General features: G+C 66.9%; 19 protein-coding genes. 9 read left to right on the top strand and 10 right to left on the bottom strand.

All coding sequences use genetic code 11. From position 1 onward, the window contains the following. Positions 1-139: 139 nt before the first annotated feature. The 3 genes from zupT to ABB28_RS14985 all read right to left on the bottom strand — a co-directional run bounded on the left by zupT (position 140) and on the right by ABB28_RS14985 (position 1816). Positions 140-949 (bottom strand): zinc transporter ZupT, encoded by an 810-nt coding sequence (gene zupT / locus ABB28_RS14995; protein WP_057687183.1) that lies wholly within the window; start codon positions 947-949, stop codon positions 140-142. A gap of 97 nt (positions 950-1046) precedes the next feature. Next, positions 1047-1469: an energy transducer TonB gene (locus ABB28_RS14990; RefSeq protein ID WP_057687182.1), complete on the bottom strand. Its 423-nt coding sequence runs from the start codon at positions 1467-1469 to the stop codon at positions 1047-1049. Between the two features lie 5 nt (positions 1470-1474). Further along, positions 1475-1816, bottom strand: coding sequence for a 4a-hydroxytetrahydrobiopterin dehydratase (locus ABB28_RS14985; protein WP_057687181.1), 342 nt, complete (start codon positions 1814-1816; stop codon positions 1475-1477). Positions 1817-1911: 95 nt separating this feature from the next. Here ABB28_RS14985 and ABB28_RS14980 point away from each other — a divergent pair, with 95 nt between their 5' ends. Continuing rightward, positions 1912-2511, top strand: a complete 600-nt coding sequence (locus ABB28_RS14980; protein WP_057687180.1) for an NfuA family Fe-S biogenesis protein — start codon at positions 1912-1914, stop codon at positions 2509-2511. 10 nt (positions 2512-2521) lie between these two features. Next, positions 2522-4312 carry a hypothetical protein gene (locus ABB28_RS14975; RefSeq protein WP_057687179.1) on the top strand — a complete coding sequence of 597 codons (1791 nt, stop codon included), beginning with the start codon at positions 2522-2524 and terminating at the stop codon, positions 4310-4312. A gap of 32 nt (positions 4313-4344) precedes the next feature. Here ABB28_RS14975 and ABB28_RS14970 read toward each other — a convergent pair whose 3' ends face one another. Together ABB28_RS14970 and ABB28_RS14965 are read right to left on the bottom strand one after the other, a co-directional pair. Continuing rightward, positions 4345-4761 carry a barstar family protein gene (locus ABB28_RS14970; protein WP_057687178.1) on the bottom strand — a complete coding sequence of 139 codons (417 nt, stop codon included), beginning with the start codon at positions 4759-4761 and terminating at the stop codon, positions 4345-4347. After that, positions 4758-5210, bottom strand: a complete 453-nt coding sequence (locus ABB28_RS14965; protein WP_057687177.1) for a guanyl-specific ribonuclease — start codon at positions 5208-5210, stop codon at positions 4758-4760. Before ABB28_RS14965 ends, ABB28_RS14970 begins: the two co-directional genes overlap by 4 nt. 201 nt (positions 5211-5411) lie before the next feature. On the opposite strand from ABB28_RS14965, the gene ABB28_RS14960 reads away from it, so the two are divergent. Then, positions 5412-6023, top strand: coding sequence for a superoxide dismutase (locus ABB28_RS14960; RefSeq protein WP_057687176.1), 612 nt, complete (start codon positions 5412-5414; stop codon positions 6021-6023). Between the two features lie 83 nt (positions 6024-6106). On the opposite strand, the gene ABB28_RS14955 is transcribed toward ABB28_RS14960, so the two are convergent. Further along, positions 6107-6925 (bottom strand): endonuclease/exonuclease/phosphatase family protein, encoded by an 819-nt coding sequence (locus ABB28_RS14955; RefSeq protein ID WP_057687175.1) that lies wholly within the window; start codon positions 6923-6925, stop codon positions 6107-6109. A gap of 154 nt (positions 6926-7079) precedes the next feature. On the opposite strand from ABB28_RS14955, the gene ABB28_RS14950 reads away from it, so the two are divergent. Beyond that, the gene (locus ABB28_RS14950; protein WP_057687174.1) at positions 7080-8642 is read left to right on the top strand and encodes a POT-type proton-dependent oligopeptide transporter; all 1563 of its coding nucleotides are present in this window, start codon (positions 7080-7082) and stop codon (positions 8640-8642) included. A 7-nt stretch (positions 8643-8649) separates the two neighbouring features. Next, positions 8650-9273, top strand: a complete 624-nt coding sequence (locus tag ABB28_RS14945; RefSeq protein ID WP_042613285.1) for a rhomboid family intramembrane serine protease — start codon at positions 8650-8652, stop codon at positions 9271-9273. Positions 9274-9298: 25 nt separating this feature from the next. On the opposite strand, the gene ABB28_RS14940 is transcribed toward ABB28_RS14945, so the two are convergent. Then, complete coding sequence (locus ABB28_RS14940; protein WP_057687173.1) at positions 9299-9484, bottom strand: hypothetical protein; 186 nt, start codon at positions 9482-9484, stop codon at positions 9299-9301. A gap of 199 nt (positions 9485-9683) precedes the next feature. Between ABB28_RS14940 and ABB28_RS14935 the strand changes: the two genes are divergently transcribed. From ABB28_RS14935 to cfa, 3 genes are read left to right on the top strand one after another with little or no spacing between them, the layout of a single operon-like run. Beyond that, complete coding sequence (locus tag ABB28_RS14935; RefSeq protein WP_057687186.1) at positions 9684-9983, top strand: GNAT family N-acetyltransferase; 300 nt, start codon at positions 9684-9686, stop codon at positions 9981-9983. Between the two features lie 38 nt (positions 9984-10021). After that, positions 10022-10912, top strand: a complete 891-nt coding sequence (locus ABB28_RS14930; RefSeq protein WP_083492050.1) for a DUF3298 and DUF4163 domain-containing protein — start codon at positions 10022-10024, stop codon at positions 10910-10912. Positions 10913-10927: 15 nt separating this feature from the next. After that, positions 10928-12046 carry a cyclopropane fatty acyl phospholipid synthase gene (gene cfa, locus ABB28_RS14925; protein WP_057687172.1) on the top strand — a complete coding sequence of 373 codons (1119 nt, stop codon included), beginning with the start codon at positions 10928-10930 and terminating at the stop codon, positions 12044-12046. Positions 12047-12115: 69 nt separating this feature from the next. Here the strand turns inward: cfa and ABB28_RS14920 are convergent, their stop codons facing one another. Continuing rightward, positions 12116-14284 (bottom strand): M3 family metallopeptidase, encoded by a 2169-nt coding sequence (locus tag ABB28_RS14920; protein WP_057687171.1) that lies wholly within the window; start codon positions 14282-14284, stop codon positions 12116-12118. A 116-nt stretch (positions 14285-14400) separates the two neighbouring features. On the opposite strand from ABB28_RS14920, the gene ABB28_RS14915 reads away from it, so the two are divergent. Next, positions 14401-14871, top strand: coding sequence for a glutathione peroxidase (locus tag ABB28_RS14915; protein WP_057687170.1), 471 nt, complete (start codon positions 14401-14403; stop codon positions 14869-14871). A 14-nt stretch (positions 14872-14885) separates the two neighbouring features. On the opposite strand, the gene ABB28_RS14910 is transcribed toward ABB28_RS14915, so the two are convergent. Further along, complete coding sequence (locus ABB28_RS14910) at positions 14886-15665, bottom strand: ferredoxin--NADP reductase (RefSeq protein ID WP_057687169.1); 780 nt, start codon at positions 15663-15665, stop codon at positions 14886-14888. 93 nt (positions 15666-15758) lie between these two features. Next, a complete protein-coding gene (locus ABB28_RS14905) occupies positions 15759-17630 on the bottom strand; it encodes an ABC transporter ATP-binding protein (RefSeq protein WP_083492049.1) in 1872 nt (623 codons plus the stop codon).

Genomic DNA, 17630 nt, shown 5'->3' with positions numbered 1-17630 from the left:
GCCATGGATGGCGCGAATCGAGGCCCGCATGGATGCAGTTTTTGCCGTCCCCCGATCAGCCCCACCGCCCGGCCCAGCCCCGGATGGACCTCCCGCAGACCGCCACCCGCGAGGGGGTCTCACCCGTTCGCCAACCCACTCACCACTTGAACAGCACCAGGCTCAACGCCAGGGTCATCATGCCGGCCACCAGCCCGTAGACCGTTTCGTGACCCTTGGCGTAGCGCTTGGCCGCCGGCAGCAGCTCGTCCAGCGCCAGGAACACCATCACGCCGGCGATCAGCCCGAACACCCAGCCGAAGGTGGCGTGGTTCAGCGAGCCGGACAGCAGGAAATAGCCGATCGCCGCACCGATCGGCTCGGCCAGGCCGGACAGCAGGCTGGCCGCGAAGGCGTAGAACTTGTTCTGCGTGGCGAAGTACACCGGCACCGCGATGGCGATGCCTTCGGGGATGTTGTGGATGGCGATGGCGAAGGCCAGCGGCATGCCCACCGAGGGACTCTCCAGCGTGGCGAAGAACGTCGCCAGGCCTTCCGGGAAGTTGTGTGCGGTGATCGCCACGGCGGTCAGCAGGCCGACCCGCTTGATGTAGGCCTTGTTGTCGGCGCGGAAGCTTGGATCCTTGGCGTCCAGGCTTTCGTGCGGGTTGGGGATCAGGTGGTCGATGCCCATGATCACCAGGATGCCCAGCAGGAAGGCGAGGGTGCCATAGGTGAAGCCGAGGCGCGGATCGTAGGCCTGGGTGAACGAGTCGATCGACTTGTTGAGGATCTCCGACAGCGACACATAGACCATCGCACCGCCAGCGAAGGCCAGGCCGAAGGCCAGCAGGCGCGGGTTGGGGCGCTTGGCGAACAGCACCATCAGGCTGCCCAACGCGGTCGCCAGGCCAGCGGCCAGGGTGACCGCCATGGCGATCCAGACATTTTCAGTAGAAATCTGCAGCATCTGCCAGCGCGATCCTTCAGGTAGCGTTCGCCCCGCTCAGGCGGGGCGTTGGGGAGGGAAGGCGGGCGCAGGCTGGCCTTGGTGGGTAAAGCAGGAATCAGCCGCCGCGGCGCAGGCGTTCTTCCACCGCGAAGCACTCATCCGGGCGCGGCTGTGGCGGGTTGAAGCTCACCGGCACCTGGATCGTGGCGGGAATCTTCTGGCCATTGCGGCTGGCGGCATTGAACTGCCAGCCCTGCACGGCCGTGCGCGCCTGTTCGTCCAGTTGCGGGTTGCCGCTGCTGGTCAGCTGGGTCACGTCGGTGGGCTTGCCTTCCACCCCGACCACCACCTTCAGCGTGGTGGTGCCGCCCACGCCGCTGCAGGCCAGTTCGATCGGGTACTGCGGCGGCGGGGTCTTCACCGCGGCGACTTCGGTGGGCGGGGTGGCCGGTGCGGCCGGGGTCGCGGGCTGGCCGGAACCACCGCAGGCGGTCAACAGCGTGGCGACCAGGGGCAGGGTCAACAGGCGCAGGGTCATGGCAGTCACTCCGTCAGGGCCGATGCTTTGGCAGCGCAGATGAAATCGTTCTCGCTCAGCCCGCCCACGTCGTGGGTGGAAAAGCGCACCACGGCGCGGTCGTAATGCACCCCCAGGTCCGGGTGGTGGTCCTCGCCATGGGCGATGAAGGCCAGCGCATTGACGAAGGCGAGGGTGTGGTAATAGTCCTTGAAGCGGAAGGTGCGCTGCAGCGCCTGGCCGTTTTCGACCAGCTCCCAGCCGGGTACCTGCGGCAGCAGCTCGGCCAGCCGGGCCTGCCCCAGGCGGTGCTCGTTGCCCCGGCGGGGGATGCAATGGGCCTGTACCAGCGGGACCAGATCGTTCATGGAATGCTCTACCTCTGAAATCGTTGACTGAACATTGCGCGGTCCAGTGTATAAACCGAATGATCGCGTAACAGGTACTTCGTTAGAATAGCGCCATGATCCAGATCTCCGACACCGCCCAGACCCATTTCCGCAAGTTGATCGAACGCGAAGGCGTGCCCGGCATGGGCGTGCGCGTGTCCGCGGTCGACGCCGGCACCCCCCGCGCCGACGCCCGCCTTGAGTTCGCCGAACCGGCCGACCTGCTCGGCGACGAGTGGGCGGTGGACTGCGATGGCTTCACCTTGTACGTGGCTTCGGACAGCGTGGGTTGGCTGGACGGCGCCGAGATCGACATCGTCACCGGCAATGCCGGAGGCCAGCAGCTGACCATCAAGGCACCGCGCATCAAGGGTGAAGCACCCGGCGACGCGGCCTCGCTGGTGGAGCGCGTGCATTGGGTTGTCGAAAACGAAGTCAATCCGCAGCTTGCCTCGCATGGCGGCAAGGTCGCGGTGCAGGAAGTGTCTGCCGACGGCGTGGTGCTGCTGCGCTTCGGCGGCGGCTGCCAGGGCTGCGGCATGGCCGATGTCACGTTGAAGCAGGGAATCGAGAAGACGCTGATGGGCCGGGTTCCGGGCATCACGGCCGTGCGCGATGCCACCGACCACGATAGTGGGCAGGCGCCGTACATGCCGCGCGGCAACGTCGCCTGACGCCCGCTGCGTGCCGTCATCCCGGGCTGCACAGTGGATAGAGGCCCTGCTGGCACGCCAGCAGGAGCCGCCCATTCTCGAAAAGAAGACCGGCCTGCCCTATGGGTGGGCCATCTGGCTGCGCGCGCGTCCGCCGCTGCCGCGTCCCAAGCATGCGCGTGAGGTGGTCGCGGTGCTGCTGCCGCGGCCGTTGCCGGCCGCCAGTGGGCGCCTGCCTGGACTGACGATGTGGCAGGCGGTGCGCCGCCTGGGGTGGCAGCAGTGGGACCCGGCGCCGCGCGACCAGCGTTGGATGCGCTGGACCTCCGCCGTCGCCAGCCTGCTGCTGCACGTGCTGTTCGCCGTCCTGCTGCTGTGGGTGGCGTTGGTGCGTTCTTCGCAGCCGGATACCCAGGGCGGAGAAGGCGAGCGGGTGCAGGTCGAGTTCATCGGCCAGGGCGCGCAGGAAGGTGGCGGCGACCAGCCGGGCAGCGATGCGGCGGCGGCTGAGGCCGGCGCAGCGGCAGCCGCGGCGCCGGCCGACCCTGCCGCCGCCGCCCCGTCCGAAGCACGGGACAGCGCGCCGACAGCATCGACTGCGTCGGCGCAGCCTGCACCGGCTGAAGCCGCTGCGGCGCCGCCGAGCGCATCCGAACCGGCGCCTGCCGAACCGGCGCCGCCACTGCCGACACCGCCGATACAGGCCACCGAGGTCGCCGAGGCGACCACCGATTTCGTGGTGCCGCCGGTCAGTGTGCCGCGCACCGAAGTCACCGTTGTCCCACGCCAGGCGGCGCCGTCGGTCCGCGAACGCGAGGTGCAGATCGTGCAGGCCCCGGCCGTGGTCACGCCGCGTCCGGTCACGCCCGTGCGTACTCGCACGCCGCAGGAAACCACGGTGCAGGTGCGTGAGCGCGAGGTCGCCCTGGCCGTGGAGGCACCAACCCCGCTGCGGATACCGCAGGCCGAGGTAGCGGTGCAGGTAACGCCGCGGGATCCAACCGCCGTGCGTGAGCGCGAAGTGGCCACCGTGACCGCCCCTGCCGTCAGCGTGCCGCCCCTGCCGGGGCGCGAACCGGTGCTGCGCACGCGTCCCAGCAGTGAACCGACGGTGCGCGAACGTGCCGTCGCCCCTGCCAGCGCCGCCGCCAGTGCACCCGCACGCGCGCCGACCACCGCCGCTGCGCAGGCGTCTTCTTCGTCTTCTTCGTCATCTTCGACTGCGCCTGCCACCGCACCTGCGGCCACCGCGGCCGCATCGCGCGCGCCCGGCCAGGCCGGTGCGCAGGCGCGGCCGACGCCCGGCAACTGGGCTACGCCGGCGCGTGGCGATGACTGGGGTGCGTCCAACCGGGATCGACCCGGCAGCACTGCGGGAGCGCAGGCCAACCGCGATGCCGGGCAGGGCACCGGTGTCTTCAATGCCGACGGCAGCGTGCGCGTTCCTGGCCAGGATGGCGCCGGCACTGCCGATCGCGGCGCCCCCGGCGGCGACAACGATGGGTGGACCCGCGACCGCATAGCGCAGTCCGGCACCTGGCTCAAACGGCCGCCGTATGACTACACCCCGACCTCGTTCGACAAGTACTGGGTGCCCAATGAATCACTGTTGGCCGAATGGGTCCGGCGTGGCGTGCAGTCGGTGGAAATCCCGCTGCCCGGTACCAGCACGAAGATCTCCTGCGTGATCTCGGTGCTGCAGTTCGGTGGCGGCTGCGGCCTCAACGATCCGAACATGCAGGACCAGCCGGCCATCGCGCGTCCGCCGCCGGACATTCCGTTCAAGAAAGAGCTGCAGGAAGACAACGGCAGCATCCGCTGACCCCTGCCGTGCGGCGCGCGCCGTGCGGCAGCTCAGCTTTCGCTGGACAGGAACGCCCACATCGGCACGTCCTGCGCGGCCCAGTACTGGCTGGCCTCGTCGAGGATGTCCAGCAGGGTGTCGAAGCTGCCGGTGTCCTGCGCACGCAGCGCATCGATGCGATCCAGGAACAGCGCATGCCCGCCATCGGCGCGCAGCCACGACAGGTCGCGCAGGTTGTCCGACAGCGCGTCCCAGTTGCCGCCGAAACCGGTCGGGAAATCCAGCTGCGCGGCAAGCCGGGCCAGCAGGGTGCGCTTGTCCGCGACCCCTTCCAGGTCGACCCGGCGCACCTGCAGGCCGGCATCGCGCATCGCCGCGGCGAGTGCGGCTTCGTCGCCTTCGCCGATCGCATACACCCCGGCATTGTTGAGGTCGTGCAGGCCGAGGCCGAAGGCATCGTGGGTCATGGCGTGGTCCCTTCTGCAGGTACGTTGAAGCTGCGGAAGCTTTCGTAATGATCGCTGGTGTAATACCAGGCATCGGGTGGCTGACCGCCGGTGATGATGCGGCGTGCACCCCGGTTGCCGGCGCCCGGCGTTTCCACGGTGTACTCGCGGTAATAGCCACGTTCGCGTTGCGGCAGCCGCTGTTCGCGGTTGCCGAACACGCTGCCGTCCTGGCGGTGCGGGAACGGTCCGCCGCGCTGGATCAGGGTGATCGTGTGGCGTGCTTCGGCGGGCAGGAAACCGGGCAGTTCGCCGTCACCGGCGATGGCCGCCGGCCGGGCCACGCTTGCCGGCGCGCCGGACAGGCTGGGCGCGAACTGTGGCTTGGCCGGGCGCTGCAGGAAATGATTGCCCAGCAGCCCGAGCAGCAGCAGGGCGATGGCGGTGATCAACAGCCGGGGATTGCGCATGGCGAAGGGCAGGCGTGGGGACGGCGCCCACTGTAGCGCCGCGGGCCTGCATCGTGCATGAGGGCCGCCGCTGTCGCACGACGGTCACCTGCAGGACGAAGTTTCCTTTACATCCCTCTTGGTAATCTTCACGCCAGTCCCCATCATTTACTGCGCACCACCTGGCGCCTGCCAGGTCCCCAAGCTACGAGGAGATGCACCATGGCCTACACCCTGCCCAAGCTGTCCTACGCCTATGAAGCCCTGGAGCCGCATATCGACGCGGCCACCATGGAGATCCACCACACCAAGCACCACCAGACCTACATCAACAACGTCAACGCAGCGCTGGAAGGCACCGAATATGCCGACCTGCCGGTGGAAGAGCTGGTCAAGAAGCTGAAGTCGCTGCCGGAAAACCTGCAGGGTCCGGTGCGCAACAATGGTGGCGGCCATGCCAACCATTCGCTGTTCTGGACGGTGATGGCGCCCAATGCCGGCGGCAACCCGGTGGGTGACGTGGCCAGGAAGATCGACAGCGATCTCGGCGGTTTCGACAAGTTCAAGGATGCCTTCACCAAGGCTGCGCTGACCCGCTTCGGCAGCGGCTGGGCCTGGCTGAGCGTTACCCCGGACAACAAGGTCGTGGTGGAAAGCACCGGCAACCAGGACAGCCCGCTGATGGAAGGCAACACGCCGATCCTCGGCCTGGACGTCTGGGAGCATGCCTACTACCTGAAGTACCAGAACCGTCGCCCGGAATACATCGGCGCGTTCTTCAACGTGATCGACTGGAATGAAGTCGAGCGTCGTTACCAGGAAGCGGTTGCCTGATCGCAACAGCGCCACGGTAAACAGCAGAAAGGCCGCGCTCTCAAGCGCGGCCTTTTTTCTGTTGCACGACCGCCGGCGTCGGCTCAGCCGGCCGGCGCCTGCAGACGCAGCACCGCCATGACACCCAGTGGCAGCACCGGCATATCGCCTTCGACCGGCAGTTCGATGCGCTGCTGGCGCTTGCCGCTGAAGGATTTGACCTGGAACAGCACATCCAGCCCGTGGCTGTCGATGTTGCCGTTGCCCGCGCCCGGCTTCTCGACCCTGGCCGACGGATTGCGCCGCGCTGGCTGGAAACCGGGCATGCCACGCACCACGTCGCTGCTGCTGGCGGCAAAGTCACCCGCCACCAGGCTGGGGTGGCCATCGGACGTAGCGGCGATCCAGGTCATCAGGTCATTGGCCTGGTGCTGGCGACTGGCCGCGGTATCCGGCTCGGGGCGCAACCGCGCCACGTAGATGTTGACCTGGCCCTCGCCGACCGCAACGCGCATCATGCCCGCCGCACTGTAGCGGCCGGGCGGGTGCAGCAGGGTGACGCCGTCTTCTTCCACGCGCAGCCGGCTGAGCATCGCGCTGCCGTGGCGCTGGGCCTGGCTGGGCGGATCGGCGGTGATGAAATCGCAGCTGTAGCGCAGGCGGCTGGCCAGCCAGCACGCTGGATTGCGCCTGCCCTCCTGCAGCACCTGCTGCACGGTGATCACGTCCGGTTGCAGGGTGGCCAGCAGCTGGGCGATGGCTTCGCGACGATGTTCCCAGGCCGGATCCTCCTGCGCGGGGAGCTGCAGGCTGGCCACGCTCAGTTCGGCCAGCGGCGTTGCCGCCGCCGGCTGTGCACGGACCACCAGAGGAGCCAGCAACAGGCCAACGCACAGCAACAGGGGGAAAGGGGGGGCGCGCATAACGATAAGTTTACGCTTGCGCCGTGCAGGCGTCGTGACCCCGTTGCGTCTCTGCCATGCTTTCCGGGCGCTGTCATGCAGCTGTGCAGCGTGCGCTGGGGGCCTGCCTTCCGGTAACCTTGGCGCTTTCGTGTCCGCAGGAAAGCCTTACAGGATGAGCCATAACGCAGTCGCCCCCGCCGGCAAGGGATCCATGCCGCGCCAGATCCCGTACATCATCGGCAATGAGGCCTGCGAGCGCTTCAGTTTCTACGGCATGCGCAACATCCTGGTGCAGTTCCTGATCACCTCGCTGCTGCTGCAGGAGATCACCGCCGAAGGCCGTGCCGGTGAAGCCAAGGACATCATGCACAGCTTCATGATCGGCGTGTATTTCTTCCCGCTGCTCGGTGGCTGGCTGGCCGACAGATTCTTCGGCAAGTACCACACCATTCTCTGGTTCAGCCTGATCTACTGCGTCGGCCACCTGTGCCTGGCGTTGTTCGAAGGCAGCCGCGGCGGCTTCTTCTTCGGCCTTGGCCTGATCGCGCTGGGTGCCGGTGGGATCAAGCCGCTGGTCGCTTCGTTCATGGGCGACCAGTTCGACCAGGGCAACAAGCACCTGGCCAAGCTGGTCTTCGACGCCTTCTACTGGATCATCAACTTCGGCTCGCTGTTCGCCTCGCTGCTGATCCCGCTGGTGCTGAAGAACTGGGGCCCGCAGTGGGCCTTCGGCATCCCGGGCATCCTGATGTTCATCGCGACCTTCGTGTTCTGGCTGGGACGCAAGCGCTACGTGCTGACGCCGCTGCCGCCGAAGGACCCGCATTCGTTCGCCAACGTGGTGCGTACGGCGCTGACCGCGCGCGTGGAAGGGCGCGGCCGTCCCGGCCTGGTGCTGGCCGTGGCCGGCGTGGTGCTGGCGATCGCTTCGTTCGGGCTGGTCGGCACGCTGGGTATCGTGATCTGCCTGTGCCTGGCGCTGGTGTCGATCCTGGCCGGTATCGGCGGAGGTACCTGGATGCAGCTGGAGCGCGCCCGTGCGGTGCACCCGGACGAAGCCGTCGAAGGCGTGCGCTCGGTGCTGCGCGTGCTGGTCATCTTCGCGCTGACCACCCCGTTCTTCTCGCTGTTCGACCAGAAAGCCTCCACCTGGGTGCTGCAGGGCCAGCAGATGCAGATGCCGAGCTGGTTCACCGCCTCGCAGATGCAGGCCCTGAACCCGCTGCTGGTGATGATCCTGATCCCGTTCAACAACCTGGTGCTGTACCCGGCGCTGCGCCGGTTCGGCTTCGAACCCACTGCGCTGCGCCGCATGACCGCCGGCATCGCCTTCAGCGGCCTGGCATGGATCGTGGTCGGTGGCATCCAGGTGGTGATGGATGGCGGCAACGCGATGTCGATCTTCTGGCAGATGCTGCCGTACGCGCTGCTGACCTTCGGTGAGGTACTGGTCTCGGCGACCGGTCTGGAGTTCGCCTACAGCCAGGCGCCGCAGGCGATGAAGGGCGTGGTGATGAGCTTCTGGAACCTGACCACCACCATCGGCAACCTGTGGGTGCTGCTGTCCAACGCCGCGGTGCGCAACGATACGGTGACCCACCAGATCGCCAGTACTGGTTTGAGCGAAGCAGCGTTCCTGATGTTCTTCTTCGCCGGCTTCGCGTTCGTCGCCGCACTGGCCTTCGGCTGGTATGCGCGCCGCTACCGCATGGTCGACAACTACCGCGCCGCCTGAGCCTGACATGACGCCTGTAAATCTCCTGCTGATCGCCATCACCGCCATCGTTTCCTACCTGGCGTTCAACAACCGCAAGCTGGCCGACCGGCTGATCCTGTGGCCGCCGGCGGTGGATCGCCACCGCCAGTACGACCGGCTGGTGACCTACGGCTTCATCCACGCCGACTGGCCGCACCTGATCTTCAACATGATCACGCTGTTCTTCTTCGGCGGGCAGATCGAAACGGTGATGGTGCAGCTGTCCGGCAGCTACCTGACCTATCCGGCGTTCTATCTCGGTGCGCTGGTGGTGTCCATCCTGCCCAGCTACATAAAGAACCAGAAGAACCCCAACTACCTCAGCCTGGGCGCATCGGGCGCGGTGTCGGCGGTGCTGTTCGCCTTCATCCTGCTCAGCCCGTGGACGATCATCCTGGTGTTCTTCATCCCGGCGCCGGCCATCCTGTACGCGGTGTTCTACGTGGGCTACAGCATCTGGATGGACAAGAAGGGCGGGGACCGCATCAACCACAGCGCCCACCTGGCCGGTGCGGCGTTCGGCGTGCTGTTCCTGCTGGCAATGAACCCGGGCATCTTCAACCATTTCCTGCGCGAGCTGTCCAACCCGCGCTTCGGCCTGGGCGGCTGAGGGCGCGGGCCGCGACCGGCGGTGGCTAGCGCGCCCGCGGGGTGCCGCTGTCCACGCCATAGGTATCCAGCAGACGGGTAAAGACTTCTTCGCCGATCTGCTGGAACTGCGTCTGGTCCGTGTGGCCCTCCACGGCAAGCTGCAGCAGGCCTTCCAGCAGCGCGTCATCGCTGGCGGCGGCGCCGGCGGGCGGGGCAGGGGGGTGTCGCATCGGAACCTCCTGGGAACGGGATGGGCGGACCCGGTGGGGCCTTCCAGTGCGCCCCGTCGACAGCAGTATCGGCCGTTGCCGGTCCTCCTTTAGCGCCCGATGACTCCGGGGCAGACAGCGCTTGCCCCTGTTCAGGCTTCACACGATCATGGCGGCAGGCTGCGCACCATCGGTGGTGCTGCCCCAGGAGATCGGTCCCATGGCTTCGGTCACGCCCCCCGGATTGGCTTACGAGGTCACCCATGACCTGGCTGCGCACCGCTTCACTGCACGGGTGCAAGGTCATCTGGCGCTGCTGGAGTACCAGCTCAAGCGCCGCCGCATGGTGATCACCCACACCGAGGTGCCCGACGCCATCGGCGGGCGCGGCATCGCCGGGGAACTGACCCGCGTGGCGCTGCGCTGGGCGCGGGACAACAAATACAAAGTGGTGCCCGCGTGCGCTTACGCGGAGGCGTTCTTTGAGCGCCACGAAGAATTTCATGACCTGTTGGCCTGATCGGCCCACGGGGTTCGTTCCAGCAAGGAAACCGATACATGTCGCTGCAAGTCCAGGGGAAATCGATGAAGTCGTTGCGCCGTAAACTGCCTGCCGCCGCCGTGCTGGGCGTGGCCATCGCGGCCGTGCTGCTGGCCGGTTGTGGACGCCGGGACGGCGACGATGCGGGTAACCAGCCCGCCGTTGCCGACACCGCCGGCCCGCTGCCGGCACCGGTGGCCGATGCGCCGGCCGATGCGCCGGTGGCGCTGGCCGATGTGATCGAGACCACTCCGCAGGCGGTGGTCGGTATCAGTTACGCGGCCGGGCTGGACCAGTACCAGGGGCTGGCCAAGGCGCTGCAGGACTACGCTGCCACCGCGCGCGGCGAACTGCAGCAGGCCATTGATGGGCTGGGCAACGACAAGCCGACGATGCCGTACGAGTTGTCGCTGGCTTTCGAGAAGCAGCTGGAAACGCCGGAGCTGGTGGTGGTGCGCGCCGAAGGCAGCCGCTACACCGGCGGTGCGCATGGCGAGCCGCTGGTCGCACGCTTCGTCTGGCTGCCCGGCCCGCAGCAGATGCTGACCGCCGATCACCTGGTGCCCGACGCCAAGGGCTGGAAAGCGATCAGCGACTACGTGGCCGACCAGCTGCGCGAGCGCGTGGCGACCCGCCTGAGCAGCGAGGACATGGAGCCGGGCGAGCTGCAGGAATCGCTGCGCAGCGCCTCGCGGATGATCAACGAAGGCACCGGCGCCAGGCCGGACAACTTCCGCCAGTTCGAGCCGATGACCGATGCCGCCGGCAAGGTCACCGGGCTGCGTTTCGTGTTCCCGCCCTACCAGGTCGGCCCTTACTCCGAAGGCACCCAGACCGCCGACGTACCGGCGTCGGTGCTGGTGCCGCACGTGGCGCCGGAGTATGCCGGGCTGTTCGCCCACGGCTGATCGCGGAGGCGCACGATGGACGCGGCGCTGCAGGTCCGGCTCACCGCGTTGATGCACGAAGCCGGCGTCACCGTTGGTGGTGTGCGGCCGCAGGATATCCAGGTCCACGACCCGCGCTTCCATGCGCGGGTGCTGGCAGGTGGGTCGCTGGCGCTGGGCGAGAGTTACATGGACGGCTGGTGGGACGCCAACCAGCTGGATGTCTTCCTGCTGCACCTGCTGCAGGCGCACCTGGACGAGCGCGTGCACGGCTGGCGCGAACTGGCCGATGCGGTCCGCGCGCGGCTGGTCAACGCGCAGTCCGGCCAGCGCAGTTTCGAGGTCGGGCGCCGTCACTACGACCTCGGCAACGACCTGTACGCGGCGATGCTGGGGCAGCGGCTGGTGTACAGCTGCGGCTACTGGCGGCAGGCCGCGGACCTGGACGCCGCGCAGGAGGCCAAGCTGGACCTGGTGTGCCGCAAGCTCGCGCTGCGGCCCGGCCAGCGCGTGCTGGACATCGGCTGCGGCTGGGGCGAGGCGCTGAAGTTCGCGTGCGAGCGCTACGGGGTCAGCGGCGTCGGGGTCACCATCTCCGAAGAGCAGGCCGCCTATGCCCGCGAGCGCTGCGCGGGCCTGCCGGTGGAGATCCGGCTGCAGGATTACCGCGCGCTGGATGAGCGCTTCGACGCGGTGTTCTCCATCGGCATGTTCGAGCACGTGGGCGAGCGCAATTACCGGCACTTCTTCGACGTGGCGCGGCGTTGCCTGGCAGCGGACGGGCTGTTGCTGCTGCATACCATCGGGCGCAATGTCAGCGGCCACCGTACCGATCCGTGGATCGCCCGCTACATTTTCCCCAATTCGATGTTGCCCTCGGCGGTGCAGGTCACGCGCGCGTTCGAGGGCCGCTTCGTGCTGGAAGACTGGCATGGCTTCGGCACCGACTACGACCTGACCCTGCAGGCCTGGCGGCGCAACGTGGAAGCGGCCTGGCCGCAGCTGGATCCGCAGCGGTACGACGAACGCTTCAAGCGCATGTGGCGCTTCTACCTGGCCGGTTCGATGGCCGCGTTCCGCTGCCGGCATGCCCAGTTGTGGCAACTGGTGCTGTCCCCGGAAGGGGTGCCCGGCGGGTACGTGGCACCGCGCTGAAGCGCGCCATGAAAAAAGGCCGCCCGGCTTCCCGGGCGACCTTTCAGGCCACGCTGTTACCGATGCTGCTTAGTTGCCGGCACCGGTCAGGCCACGCTTCTCCAGCAGCGGCTCGATCTGCGGCTCGTGGCCGGCGAAATCGCGGAACAGCTGCATCGCATCGACGCTGCCGCCGCGCGACAGCAGGGTCTTGCGGAAGTGGTCGCCGTTCTTGCGGCTCAGGCCGCCGTTCTCGTTGAACCACTTCTGGGTGTTGGCGTCGAGCACTTCCGACCAGATGTAGGCGTAGTAACCGGCCGAGTAGCCGCCCATGATGTGGCTGAAGTACGGGGTCTTGTAACGCGGCGGCACCGGCGCGTAGAAGATGCCGTCCTTGGCCAGTGCATTGGCTTCGAACTTCATCACGTCGGCGGCGGCCGGAACCTGGCCGGCGCTGATCTGGTGCCAGCGCTGGTCGAGCATCGCCGCGCCCAGGTATTCGGTGGTGGCGAAGCCCTGGTTGAACTTGGCGGCAGCGACCACCTTGTCCAGCAGCGCCTGCGGCATGGCCGAACCGTTCTGGTAGTGCTTGGCGTAGTTCTTCAGGATGACCGGGTTGTCGGCCCACATTTCATTGACCTGCGAGGGGAACTCGACGAAGTCGCGCGGCACCGAGGTGCCGGAGAAATACGGGTATTTCACGTTGGAGAACATGCCGTGCAGCGCGTGGCCGAACTCGTGGAAGGTGGTGGTCACTTCATCCCAGGTCAGCAGGGTCGGCTTGCCGGCCGGCGGCTTGGGGATGTTGAGGTGGTTGGCCACCACCGGCTTGAAGCCGGACAGTTCGGACTGCGAAACGTAGGAGTTCATCCACGCGCCGCCACGCTTGGACGCGCGCGCATACGGGTCGAAGATGAAGATCGCCAGCTGGCTGCCGTCGGCATCGAACACGTCGTACACGGTGACGTCGTCGTGGTAGACCGGCAGGTCGGTGCGCTGCTTGAAGGTCAGGCCGAATTCGAGTTCTGCGGCATGGAACACGCCGTCTTCCAGCACCGTCTTCATTTCGAAGTACGGCTTGAGCTGGGATTCGTCGAAGTTGTACTTGGCCTGGCGCACCTTCTCGCTGTAGAACGCCCAGTCCCACGCTTCCAGCTTGAAGGTCGGCTTGCCAGCGGCCTTCTGTTCCTGGTCGATCATCGCCTGCAGGTCGGCGGCTTCGCGCTTGGCATTGGCCACTGCGGCCGGGGCCAGCTGGCCGAGCATCGCGTTGACCGCTTCGGGGGTCTTGGCGGTCTGGTTGGTCAGGTTGTAGGCGGCGAAGTTGGGGAAGCCCATCAGCTTGGCCTTGTCCGCGCGCAGCTGCATGATGCGCGCCACCAGCGCGGTGTTGTCGAACTCACCGCCGCGGCTGCCACGGGTGGTGGACGCTTCGTAGATCTTCTGGCGCAGCGCACGGTTGGCCAGGTTGGTCAGCGGCGGCTGGCCGGTGGTGTTGAGCAGGGTGATCACGTACTTGCCGTCCAGGCCACGCGCCTTGGCCGCTTCGGCGGCGGCGGAGATCTGCTCCTGCGACAGGCCCTCCAGCTCCTTGACGTCGTCCACGGTGAGCGCGGAGGCGTTCACTTCGGACTGCACGTTCTGGCTGAACTTGGTGCCCAGGTTGGCCAGCTCGGCGTTCATTTCCTTGAGCTTGGTCTTGTCCGCCTCGGACAGCTTGGCGCCGGCGCGGACGTAGTTCTCGTAGTACTTCTCGACCAGGCGCACGCCTTCGGCGTCCAGGCCCAGCTTGGCGCGGTCGTCATACAGGGCCTGGATGCGGGCGAACAGCTTGCCGTTCAGTGCGATCGCATCGCCATGTGCGGCAAAGCGCGCCGAATAGTCGGCCTGCAGCTTCTTGCGGGTGTCATTGGTATCGGCACCGACCAGCGCGAAGAACACGGTGGTGGCACGGTCCAGCGTCTCGCCGCTCTTCTCCAGCGCGATCAGGGTGTTTTCGAAGGTCGGCTTGGCCTTGTTGTTGGCGATGGCCTCCACTTCCTTCAGCTGCTGCGCCATGCCGGCGTCGAAGGCCGGGGCGAAATCGCTGTCGGTGATCTTGTCGAACTGCGGGTAGTGCAGCGGCAGCGGGCTGTCGGCGAAGAACGGGTTGGCCTGCTGCGCGGCGGTGCTGGCAGCCGGGGTGGCGGCGCCGGCGGAATAGGCGGGCAGGGCAAGGCCGAGGGTCATGGCCACGGCAAGGGCAAGGCGGGTGGTCAAGGCAAGGTACTCCACTAAGACAAGTCCCCGAGGGTAACCCGGCCCCGGACGGGTGGGCTTGTGTCGAAAGGCATGGGCGTTCAGGCTGCTGGCTTGTTCCCTGCAGCGGCCGGCCGATGACCAGCGCCTTTGACTTCGAATACACCACGCTGGAAGGCGAGCGCGTTGCGCTGTCGCGCTACCGTGGCAAGCAGCTGCTGCTGGTCAACGTGGCCAGCCGCTGCGGTTTCACCCCGCAGTACACCGGCCTGGAGCAGCTCTGGCAGGACTATCGTGAACGCGGATTGGTGGTGATCGGCTTTCCGTGCAACCAGTTCGGCGCGCAGGAGCCCGGCGATGCCGCGCAGATCCGCGCGTTCTGTTCGCTGGATTACCCGGTGACCTTCCCGCTGTCTGCCCGGATCGAGGTCAACGGGCCCCGGGCCGACCCGTTGTGGCAGTGGTTGTCCACGCAGAAACGCGGCCTGCTGGGCAGCGCGCGCATCAAGTGGAACTTCACCAAGTTCCTGCTCGACCGCCAGGGCCAGGTGCAGTCCCGCTTCGCCCCCACCACCACCCCCGACCAGCTCCGCCGCCGCCTCGATTGAGGGGGCGGAAGCGCTTATTTTTCGACGAAGGCGCGTTCGAAGACGTAATGGCCGGGACTGCCGATGCGCGGGGACACCTGGAAGCCCTTGGCGTCCAGCACCGTGCGCAGGTCGGCCAGCATCTGCGGGCTGCCGCAGATCATCGCGCGGTCGTTGGCCGGGTCCAGCTCCGGCAGGCCCAGGGTGCGCTGCATCTGCCCGCTTTCCAGCAGCGAGGTCAGGCGGCCCTGGTTGGCGAACGGTTCGCGGGTGACGGCCGGGTAATACAGCAGCTTGTCGCCGATCATCTCGCCCAGGAACTCGTGCTCGCGCAGTTCGCGTTCGAAGTAGTCGCGGTAGGCCAGGTCCTTTTCGTAACGCACGCCATGGGTGAGGATCACCTTGTCGAAGCGCTCGTAGGTTTCCGGGTCCTTGATCACCGACAGCCACGGCGCCATGCCGGTGCCGGTGCCCAGCAGGTACAGGTTCTTGCCCGGGTGCAGGTCGCTGATCAGCAGGGTGCCGGTCGGCTTCTTGCCTACCAGTACCTTGTCGCCCGGCTTGATGTGCTGCAGGCGCGAGGTCAGCGGGCCGTCCTGCACCTTGATGCTGAAGAACTCCAGGTTCTCTTCCCAGTTCGCGCTGGCGATGGAATACGCGCGCAGCAACGGCCGCGCCTCGGTTTCCAGCCCGATCATCACGAACTGGCCGTTCTCGAAGCGGAACCCGCTGTCACGGGTCAGGGTGAAACTGAAGTAGGCATCGGTCCAGTGGCGGACCTCAAGCACCGTCTCGGCGCCGAAAGCAGCAGACATGGGGGTAGCGTATCCAGGAAATCGTCCGGGACATTCTACCTCAAATGAGACAGGTTCTCATTGAGCGGAATGAGAGGCGTTCGTGACCACCGTTCAGCGATAACCGGCCGCCTGCAGCTCGAACAGCTCGGCGTAGCGGCCGCCTTCGGCCATCAATTGGGCATGGCTGCCGCTGGCCTCGATCCGGCCATCGGCCAGCACCAGGATGCGGTCGGCCATGCGCACCGAAGAAAACCGGTGCGAGATCAGCACCGCGGTGCGTTGTTCGGACAGCTCGCGAAAGCGCTGGAACACCTCGTACTCGGCGCGTGCGTCGAGCGCGGCGGTCGGCTCGTCCAGGATCATCACCTGGGCCTGGCGCATGTACGCGCGCGCAATGGCGATCTTCTGCCACTGGCCGCCGGACAGGTCCACGCCCTGCTTGAAGCGGCGCCCGATCACCTGCTGGTAGCCGCCGGGCAGGGCCTGGATCACCTCTTCGGCCATGCCGCGGCGTGCGGCGTCGCGGATGCGCTGCGCGTCGTCCAGCGCATCGACCTGGCCGACGCCGATGTTCTCCCCGGCGGTGAGGTTGTAGCGCACGAAGTCCTGGAAGATCACCCCCATGTTGGCGCGCAGGTCGTCCAGGTCGTAGTCGCGCAGGTCACGCCCATCGAGCAGGATGCGGCCCTCGTCCGGGTCGTACAGCCGCGCCAGCAGCTTGACCAGGGTGGTCTTGCCGGCGCCGTTTTCGCCGACCAGCGCCAGCACCTCACCGGCATGCAGCTGGAAGTCGAGATGGCGCACGGCCCAGGTTTCCGCATCCGGATAGCGGAAGCCAACGTTGTCGAACACAAAGCCCTGGCGGATCGGCCGCGGCACCGGTATGGCATCCGGGCGGGTGTGGATTTCCGGGGTGATCTGGAAGAACGAGAACAGGTCGTCCAGGTACAGCGCCTGGCTGGCCACCTGCGAAAAACCGATCAGCAGGCCTTCAAGCAACTGGCGCAGGCGCAGGAAACTGCCGGCCAGGAAGGTCAGGTCACCGATGCTGAAATCGCCGCGCACGGTGCGCCAGGCGATATACGCATAGGCGGTGTAGTAACCCAGCGTGCCCAGCGCGGCCAGCAACGTACCCCAGAACGCCCGCTTGCGCGCCAGCGCGCGGTTGGCGTGGAAGAAGCGATCGGCCAGCAGTCTGTAGCGGTCGATCAGGAACCGGTGGAGGTTGAAGATCTTGACCTCCTTGGCGGTTTCCACGCTGGCCCCGACCTGGCGCAGGTAATCCAGCTGGCGACGCTCGGGGGTCCATTGGAAGTTGAGACTGTAGCCGGCGGCGTTGAAGTGGGATTCGCCGATGAAGGCCGGCACCAGCGCCAGGGCCAGCAGCACGATCAACCACGGCGCGTAGACCAACAGGCCCACGGCAAGGCTGGCCACGGTGATCGCATCCTGGACCTGGCCGAACAGCTGGCTCATCAGGTTCATCCGGCCCATGGTCTGGCGCCGCGCACGGTCCAGCTTGTCCTGCAGTTCGGGATCCTCGAAGTCCTCCAGGTCCAAGGACGCGGCGTGCTCCATCAGGCGCACGCTGGTGACATTGGTGAACAGTTCCGACAGCAGCGAATCGGCGTAGCTGACAATGCGCCCCAACAGGTCCGAGGCAATGGCCAGCCCGAATTCCAGCGCCAGCAGGGTCAGCAACGGGGTGAGCAGGCCGCTGGACAGCGCTTCACCGAACGGCGGAAAACCGGCGTCGTGCTGGCTGAGCAGCACGGCCGAATCGATGATCAGCTTGCCGACATACAGCATCGCCACCGGCAACAGGGCGCGGATGATGCGCAGCCCCAGGCTGGCGCTGGCCAGCCACGGGCTGGTCTGCCATATCTGGCGCAGGAACGGTGGCAGGTTGCGCATCGCACCGACCCGCTCACGCAGGCTGGGATTGCTCTGGCCGGGGGCACTGCTGGATCGGGAGGCGGGCAT

It is taken from the genome of Stenotrophomonas chelatiphaga (assembly GCF_001431535.1).
Lineage (GTDB): Bacteria > Pseudomonadota > Gammaproteobacteria > Xanthomonadales > Xanthomonadaceae > Stenotrophomonas > Stenotrophomonas chelatiphaga.
Note: the sequence above shows the minus strand (reverse complement) of the source record. Positions and strands in the feature narration are given on the sequence as shown.

Excerpts from the sequence above, each read along its gene's own strand:
- zupT (WP_057687183.1), bottom strand. The coding sequence starts at position 949 with ATGCTGCAGATTTCTACTGAAAATGTCTGGATCGCCATGGCGGTCACC.
- ABB28_RS14990 (WP_057687182.1), bottom strand. The coding sequence starts at position 1,469 with ATGACCCTGCGCCTGTTGACCCTGCCCCTGGTCGCCACGCTGTTGACC.
- ABB28_RS14985 (WP_057687181.1), bottom strand. The coding sequence starts at position 1,816 with ATGAACGATCTGGTCCCGCTGGTACAGGCCCATTGCATCCCCCGCCGG.
- ABB28_RS14980 (WP_057687180.1), top strand. The coding sequence starts at position 1,912 with ATGATCCAGATCTCCGACACCGCCCAGACCCATTTCCGCAAGTTGATC.
- ABB28_RS14970 (WP_057687178.1), bottom strand. The coding sequence starts at position 4,761 with ATGACCCACGATGCCTTCGGCCTCGGCCTGCACGACCTCAACAATGCC.
- ABB28_RS14965 (WP_057687177.1), bottom strand. The coding sequence starts at position 5,210 with ATGCGCAATCCCCGGCTGTTGATCACCGCCATCGCCCTGCTGCTGCTC.
- ABB28_RS14960 (WP_057687176.1), top strand. The coding sequence starts at position 5,412 with ATGGCCTACACCCTGCCCAAGCTGTCCTACGCCTATGAAGCCCTGGAG.
- ABB28_RS14955 (WP_057687175.1), bottom strand. The coding sequence starts at position 6,925 with ATGCGCGCCCCCCCTTTCCCCCTGTTGCTGTGCGTTGGCCTGTTGCTG.
- ABB28_RS14950 (WP_057687174.1), top strand. The coding sequence starts at position 7,080 with ATGAGCCATAACGCAGTCGCCCCCGCCGGCAAGGGATCCATGCCGCGC.
- ABB28_RS14945 (WP_042613285.1), top strand. The coding sequence starts at position 8,650 with ATGACGCCTGTAAATCTCCTGCTGATCGCCATCACCGCCATCGTTTCC.
- ABB28_RS14940 (WP_057687173.1), bottom strand. The coding sequence starts at position 9,484 with ATGCGACACCCCCCTGCCCCGCCCGCCGGCGCCGCCGCCAGCGATGAC.
- ABB28_RS14935 (WP_057687186.1), top strand. The coding sequence starts at position 9,684 with ATGGCTTCGGTCACGCCCCCCGGATTGGCTTACGAGGTCACCCATGAC.
- ABB28_RS14930 (WP_083492050.1), top strand. The coding sequence starts at position 10,022 with ATGTCGCTGCAAGTCCAGGGGAAATCGATGAAGTCGTTGCGCCGTAAA.
- cfa (WP_057687172.1), top strand. The coding sequence starts at position 10,928 with ATGGACGCGGCGCTGCAGGTCCGGCTCACCGCGTTGATGCACGAAGCC.
- ABB28_RS14915 (WP_057687170.1), top strand. The coding sequence starts at position 14,401 with ATGACCAGCGCCTTTGACTTCGAATACACCACGCTGGAAGGCGAGCGC.
- ABB28_RS14910 (WP_057687169.1), bottom strand. The coding sequence starts at position 15,665 with ATGTCTGCTGCTTTCGGCGCCGAGACGGTGCTTGAGGTCCGCCACTGG.
- ABB28_RS14905 (WP_083492049.1), bottom strand. The coding sequence starts at position 17,630 with ATGCCCGCCTCCCGATCCAGCAGTGCCCCCGGCCAGAGCAATCCCAGC.